At 65.3% G+C, this 6,944-nt stretch carries 6 protein-coding genes; all 6 read left to right on the forward strand.

The features are described from left to right. Positions 1-513: transcription termination/antitermination protein NusG (gene nusG / locus VFS34_04120; GenBank protein ID HET9793627.1), on the forward strand; the 513-nt coding region annotated here is incomplete at its 5' end. Between the two features lie 7 nt (positions 514-520). After that, positions 521-943: a 50S ribosomal protein L11 gene (gene rplK / locus VFS34_04125; protein HET9793628.1), complete on the forward strand. Its 423-nt coding sequence runs from the start codon at positions 521-523 to the stop codon at positions 941-943. Between the two features lie 107 nt (positions 944-1,050). Then, entirely contained in the window at positions 1,051-1,746 is a 696-nt protein-coding gene (gene rplA, locus VFS34_04130) for a 50S ribosomal protein L1 (protein HET9793629.1), read from the forward strand. A 1-nt stretch (position 1,747) separates the two neighbouring features. Then, entirely contained in the window at positions 1,748-2,299 is a 552-nt protein-coding gene (gene rplJ, locus VFS34_04135) for a 50S ribosomal protein L10 (GenBank protein HET9793630.1), read from the forward strand. A gap of 19 nt (positions 2,300-2,318) precedes the next feature. Then, the gene (gene rplL, locus VFS34_04140) at positions 2,319-2,699 is read left to right on the forward strand and encodes a 50S ribosomal protein L7/L12 (GenBank protein ID HET9793631.1); all 381 of its coding nucleotides are present in this window, start codon (positions 2,319-2,321) and stop codon (positions 2,697-2,699) included. A 99-nt stretch (positions 2,700-2,798) separates the two neighbouring features. Then, positions 2,799-6,944 (forward strand): DNA-directed RNA polymerase subunit beta (gene rpoB, locus VFS34_04145; protein ID HET9793632.1); only part of this gene is annotated, 4,146 nt, incomplete at its 3' end.

Raw genomic sequence — 6,944 nt, forward strand, 5'->3', positions numbered from 1 at the left:
ATCGTGCACACGTACTCGGGCTTCGAGGATCGCGTGCGGCAGAACCTGCTGCAGCGCGTCGAGGCGATGGGCATGAGCCCGGCCTTCGGCGAAGTCCGCATTCCGACCGAGACGCTCGTCGAGATGAAAGGCGGGAAGAAGCGGGAAATCCACCGCAAGTTCTTCCCCGGCTACATCCTCGTCGAAATGGAGATGTCCGACGAGGCGTGGCACCTGGTCAAGAACACTCCCAAGGTGACGGGCTTCGTCGGGTCCGGCAAGGAACCGACGCCTCTGACCGATGAGGAGGTCGAGCAGATCCTCCACCAGGTCCATTCGACGAAGGAGAAGCCCAAGCCGCGCCACACGTTCGAGCACGGCGAGACCGTCCGGATCACGGACGGCCCGTTCACGAATTTCACCGGAGTCGTCGAGGACGTGAATCTCGACCGGTCGACGCTCCGGGTCATGGTCACGATTTTCGGCCGGGCGACCCCGGTCGAGTTGGACTTCCTGCAAGTCCAGAAGGTTTAGGAAGGCGATGGCGAAGAAGATCACCGGCTACATCAAGCTCCAGATCCCGGCGGGGGAGGCGACCCCGGCGCCGCCGGTCGGCACCGCGCTCGGCCCGGCGGGCGTCAACATCATGGACTTCGTGAAGAACTTCAACGCGAAGACCGCGAAGGACAAGGGGTTGATCATCCCGGTGGTGATCACCGTGTACGCCGACCGCTCCTACACCTTCATCACGAAGACGCCCCCCGCGCCCGTGCTGCTGCTGAAGGCGGCGGGGGTCCCCAAGGGCTCCGGCCAGCCGAACAAGGCGAAGGTGGGCAAGGTCACGAGGGCCCAGGTCGAAGAGATCGCCCGGCTCAAGATGCCGGATCTGAACGCCGGCTCGCTCGAAGCCGCGGTCCGGACGATCTCCGGGACGGCGCGGAACATGGGGCTCGACATCGTCTGATTCGGGGAACAACGCGCGCGGCGGGACGAGTCAGCGTCCAGGGAACGTCGCGGGCGACAACCGTCGGAGGCCTGCTGGCAGGCCGTTGGAACGACGAAAGGACACGGATGAGCACAAGAGGAAAGAAGTTTCAAGCCGCGAAGGCGCAGGTCGAGGACCGGCCCTACCCGCTCGAGGAAGCGATCCAGCTCGCGAAGAAGGTGAAGTTCGCCAAGTTCGACGAGACCCTGGACGTGGCTCTCCTGCTGGGGGTCGACCCGAAGCATGCCGACCAGATGGTCCGCGGAACGGTGATCCTGCCGCACGGGCTCGGCAAGTCGAAGCGGGTCGCGGTGATCACGTCGGGGGAAAAGATCAAGGAGGCGGAGGCCGCCGGGGCCGACGTCGTCGGGGGAGAGGACCTCGCGCAGAAAATCGCCGACGGTTTTCTCGACTTCGACGCCCTCGTCGCGACGCCCGACATGATGCGGGCGGTCGGCCGCCTCGGGAAGGTGCTGGGCCCGCGCGGCCTGATGCCGAATCCGAAGGCCGGGACCGTCACTCCGGACGTCGCCCGGGCGGTGACGGAGATCAAGGCGGGCAAGCTCGAGTTCCGGGTGGACCGCACGTCGATCATCCATGCGCCGGTCGGGAAGATGTCCTTCGACGAGAAGAAGCTCAAGGAAAACGCCGAGGCGTTGATCCATGCGATCCATCGGGCGAAGCCGGCCGCGGCGAAGGGGAAATATTTCCGCTCCGTTTCGCTTTCTTCCACGATGGGCCCCGCCGTGAAGATCGACGTCGCGGCCGTTGAGGGTCTGTAACATGAACAAGACAGAGAAGAATTCCGCGGTGGAGGAGCTGCGGGTCGCGATCGGCGGCGCGAAGAACGCCTTCGTTCTCGGGTTTTCCGGGATCAAGGTGCCGGACGTGACGGAGCTCCGCCGGCAGATCCGCGGTTCCCGGTCGTCCTACATGGTCGTCAAGAACACTCTGGCGCTCCGGGCCATCCAGGGAGGCGCGCTCGAGCCGCTCGGCGACCATTTCACGGGCCCGACGGCGGTGGCCTGGAACGCCGACAACCCGGTTTCGCTCGCGAAGATCCTCACGACCTTCGCGAAGACCAACACGGCGATTTCGTTCAAGGGGGCGGTCGTCGAGGGGCGGGCCATCCCCGCCACCCAGATCCAGGCGATCGCGGAGCTCCCGACCCGCGAAGAGCTGGTCGGAAGGCTGCTCTTCATGCTACAATCACCGGTTCGCCGGCTCGTGACCGTGATGAACGGCCCCGTTCGCAACCTGGCATCGGTGCTCGCGCAGATCCGCGAGAAGAAGGAAACGTCCGCCCCCGCGGCCGAAGCCGCGCCGGGCGCCTGAAGATTTTGAGGAGAGGGAAATGGCATTGAACGTCGAACAGTTCGTCTCGGAAATCGAGTCCATGTCGGTGCTCGAACTCAACAACCTGGTCAAGTCGCTCGAGGAGAAGTTCGGGGTCTCGGCCGCCGCGATGGCGATGCCGGCGGCCGCCGCTCCCGCGGCGGGCGCCGCGGCTCCGGCCGAGGAGGAGAAGACGGAGTTCACCGTCGTTCTCGCGGCCGCCGGCGACAAGATCAAGACCATCAAGGTCGTCCGCGAAGTCACGGGGCTTGGCCTCAAGGAAGCCAAGGACCTCGTCGACGGCGCCCCGCAGACGCTCAAGGAGGGGGTTTCCAAGGACGACGCCGCGAACATCAAGAAGAAGTTCGAGGAAGTCGGCGCCAAGGTCGAGGTCAAGTAGCTCGATTCGCGAAGACGTGTTTGTATCCGGGGAATTGAACAGGGGGACCGCCCTCGGCGGCCCCCGTCTGCCTTTCGCGCAGACAAGGAGTCATAGGGCATGACGTTGCAAGCGAATCTACGCGAGCGCAAGGACTTCTCGAAGATCCGGGCCTTCATGGATCTTCCGAACCTGATCGACGTGCAGCGGCGCTCGTACGAGAAGTTCCTGCAGATGAACCTGCTCCAGGAGGAGCGCGAGGAGGTCGGGCTCCAGTCGGTCTTCAACGGGATCTTCCCGTTCGCCGACTTCCGGGGTCTCTGCGAGCTCCAGTTCGTCAAGTACTCGATCGGCAACTGGGAGTGCAAGTGCGGCCGCCTCCGCGACCTCGAGTACCTGCGCATGACCTGCGCGTCGTGCCGCGCGCGCATCATCACGGCGCACCCGCACGAGGAAGTCGTGCAGTGCCCGAAGTGCGGCCACCAGAACAAGAACGAAGTCACGCTCTGCGACGTCTGCTCCAATCCCGTCGACCTCCAGATGAAATACGGGGTCGCGGAGTGCCAGGAGCGCGGGATGACCTTCTCGGTGCCGCTGAAGGTCACCTTCCGCCTCTTCGTGTACGACCGCGACCCGGAGACCGGCGCGCGGACGATGCGCGACGCCAAGGAGGAAGAGGTCTTCTTCGGCGACATCCCGCTCATGACCGAGCACGGGACGTTCATCATCAACGGCACGGAGCGCGTGATCGTGTCGCAGCTCCACCGCTCGCCCGGCGTGTTCTTCACGCGGGAGAGCGCGCACGGGTTCCTCGCGAAGATCATCCCCTACCGCGGGTCGTGGGTGGAGTTCGAGTTCGACCAGAAGGGCATCCTCTACGTCCGCATCGACCGGAAGCGCAAGTTCCCGGCGACGATCTTCCTGCGCGCGCTCGGCCTCGAGACCGACGAGTCGATCCTGCGCCAGTTCTACGCCCCGGTGAAGGCGCGGCTCGAGCGCGGCCGGGCGATCCTCGGCGTGGGCCCCGAGGTCCTCCGCCAGGAGGAGCTGAAGGACCGGTTCGCGCGCGTCCGGCGCGAGACGAAGCCGATCTTCGCCGGCATCAAGCTCGACGGCGACCAGCAGAAGGAGATCCAGAAGAAGGGCGTCGTCGAGGTTTCGGTCGCGCAGGAGCAGGTCGAGAAGGCGTGCTTCCTCTCCGACATCGTCGATCTTGCTTCCGGCGAAGTGCTCTTCGAGGCGGGTCAGGAAGTCGGGCCCGGCGGCGTCGAGGCGCTCAAGGCGAAAGGCATCAAGGACGTCGAGCTCATCTTCCCCGAATGGGACCTCGGCGGCGACGTCCTCGTCAACACGATCCGGAAGGATTCCCACAAGACCAAGAACGAGGCGATCCTCGAGATCTACCGCCGGCTGCGTCCCGGCGATCCGCCGACCTACGAGTCGGCCAAGAACCTCTTCGAGGGGATGTTCTTCGATCCGAAGAAGTACGACTTCTCGCGGGTCGGCCGGTTCAAGTTCAACATCAAGATGGAGTCGCAGGGATCCCTCGAGACGCGGACCCTCACTCCCGAGGACATCTACCACGTCGTCGGCTACCTCCTCCGCCTCCGGAAGGACGTCGGCCGTTTCGACGACATCGACAATCTGGGCAACCGGCGCGTGCGTTCCGTCGGCGAGCTCCTCGAGAACCAGTTCCGCATCGGCCTCGTCCGGATGGAACGGGCGATCAAGGAGAAGATGTCGGTCCACCAGGACATCGACTCGGCGATGCCGCACGACCTGATCAACTCCAAGCCGGTGATCGCGGCGATCAAGGAATTCTTCGGCTCCTCGCAGCTGTCGCAGTTCATGGACCAGACGAATCCGCTGTCGGAGGTCACCCACAAGCGGCGTCTCTCGGCCCTCGGGCCGGGCGGCCTCTCGCGCGAGCGCGCCGGGTTCGAGGTCCGCGACGTGCATCCGACGCACTACGGCCGCGTCTGCCCGATCGAGACGCCGGAAGGGCCGAACATCGGCCTGATCTCGTCGCTTTCCTGCTACGCGCGCATCAACGATTTCGGCTTCATCGAGACGCCCTACAAGAAGGTGGAGCGCGGGCGCGTGCTCGACCACTTCCGGGTCACCCGCGTCGGGGACACGAAGTTCAAGCTCGGGCAGATCGTGGAGAAGAAAGAGCTCGAGGAGGAGAACGAGCGGGTCCGCTCCGGGCACCGCAAGGCGTCCGAGTCCGAGCCCTTCGCCTTCTACCTCTCCGCGTGGGAAGAGGAGAACTACGTCATCGCCCAGGCCAACGCGGAGACCGACGGCCACGGGAAGCTCAAGGAAGATCGCGTGATCGCGCGGTTGAACGGCGAGTTCATCTCCGTCGAGCGCGACAAGGTCGACTACAAGGACATCTCGCCGAGGCAGCTCGTCTCGATCGCCGCGGCCCTCATTCCGTTCCTCGAGCACGACGACGCCAACCGCGCGCTCATGGGATCGAACATGCAGCGCCAGGCCGTTCCCCTGCTCAAGGCCGAGGCGCCGCTCGTCGGGACCGGCCTCGAGCGCACCGTGGCGCGCGATTCCGGCGCGGTCGTCCTCGCCAAGCGCGGGGGGATCGTGGACCAGGTCGACGCGGAGCGGATCATCGTCCGCGTCGAGGGAGAGGAAGGGGAAGGCCTCGCCGGGAAGGAATTCGGCGCGGACATCTATCCGCTCGTGAAGTTCCGGCGGTCGAACCAGAACACCTGCATCAACCAGAAGCCGATCGTGGTCGAAGGGGAGCGCGTCGCGCGCGGGCAGGTGCTCGCCGACGGCCCGTGCACGGACGAGGGGGAGCTCGCGCTCGGGCGCAACATCCTCGTGGCGTTCATGCCGTGGCGCGGCTACAACTACGAGGACGCGATTCTGGTGTCGGAGCGGCTCGTGAAGGACGACTTCTTCACGTCCATCCACATTCAGGAGTTCGACATCGAGGCGCGCGATACGAAGCTCGGGCCCGAGGAGATCACGCGCGACATCCCGAACGTCTCGGAATACGCGCTCGCCGACCTCGACGAGTCCGGGATCATCCGCATCGGCGCTTCCGTCAAGCCGGGCGACATCCTCGTCGGCAAGGTCACTCCGAAAGGGGAGACGCAGCTGACGCCCGAAGAGAAGCTCCTCCGCGCGATCTTCGGCGAGAAGGCCGGCGACGTGCGCGACGCGTCGCTGAAGTGCCCTCCGGGAATCGAGGGGATCGTCGTCGACGTCAAGATCTTCTCCCGCAAGGGAATCGAAAAGGACGTGCGGGCCCTCCAGATCGAGGAGGACCAGATCGCCAAGCTCCAGAAGAACAGCCAGGACGAGATCCGCATCATCCGCGAGGAGGCGAACAAGAAGGTCCAGTCGATCCTCGACGGCAAGACGCTCACCGACGACCTGGAAGACCGCCGCGGCGAGGTCGTCGCGAAGAAGGGGACGAAGCTCACGCCCGAGGCCGTCGCCCGGCTCTCGAAGAAGGAGCTCCTCGGGGCCCGCTTGAAGGACGACTCGGCTCGCGACGAGGTCCGGAAGGTCTTCGCCCGCGCCGACTCGCAGATCGAGGTCCTCAACAAGGTCAACGCCGACCGGATCGACCTCCTCCAGAAGGGGGACGAGCTCCCGCCCGGCGTGATCAAGCTCGTCAAGGTCTACGTCGCGATGAAGAGGAAGCTCTCCGTCGGCGACAAGATGGCGGGACGGCACGGCAACAAGGGCGTGATCTCCCGGATCCTTCCGGAAGAGGACATGCCGTACCTGCCGGACGGGCGTCCCGTGGAAATCGTGCTCAACCCTCTCGGCGTGCCGTCGCGCATGAACGTCGGGCAGATCCTCGAGACCCACCTCGGGTGGGCCGCGCGGGCGCTCGGCCTCCACGTGGCGACCCCGGTCTTCGACGGCGCCGCCGAGGGAGAGATCAAGACGCTGCTCAAGGACGCGAACCTGCCCTCTTCGGGGAAGACCACGCTCTACGACGGCATGACGGGAGAAGGCTTCGAACAGAAGGTCACCGTCGGCTACATCTACATGCTGAAACTCTCGCATCTGGTCGACGACAAGATCCATGCCCGCTCGATCGGGCCGTACTCGCTGATCACGCAGCAGCCGCTCGGCGGCAAGGCGCAGTTCGGCGGCCAGCGGTTCGGCGAGATGGAAGTCTGGGCCCTGGAGGCGTACGGCGCGGCCTACACTCTCCAGGAGCTCCTGACCGTGAAGTCCGACGACGTCGAAGGACGCTCGAAGGTCTACGAGTCGATCGTCAAG

Source organism: Thermoanaerobaculia bacterium, assembly GCA_035717485.1.
GTDB lineage: Bacteria > Acidobacteriota > Thermoanaerobaculia > UBA5066 > DATFVB01 > DATFVB01.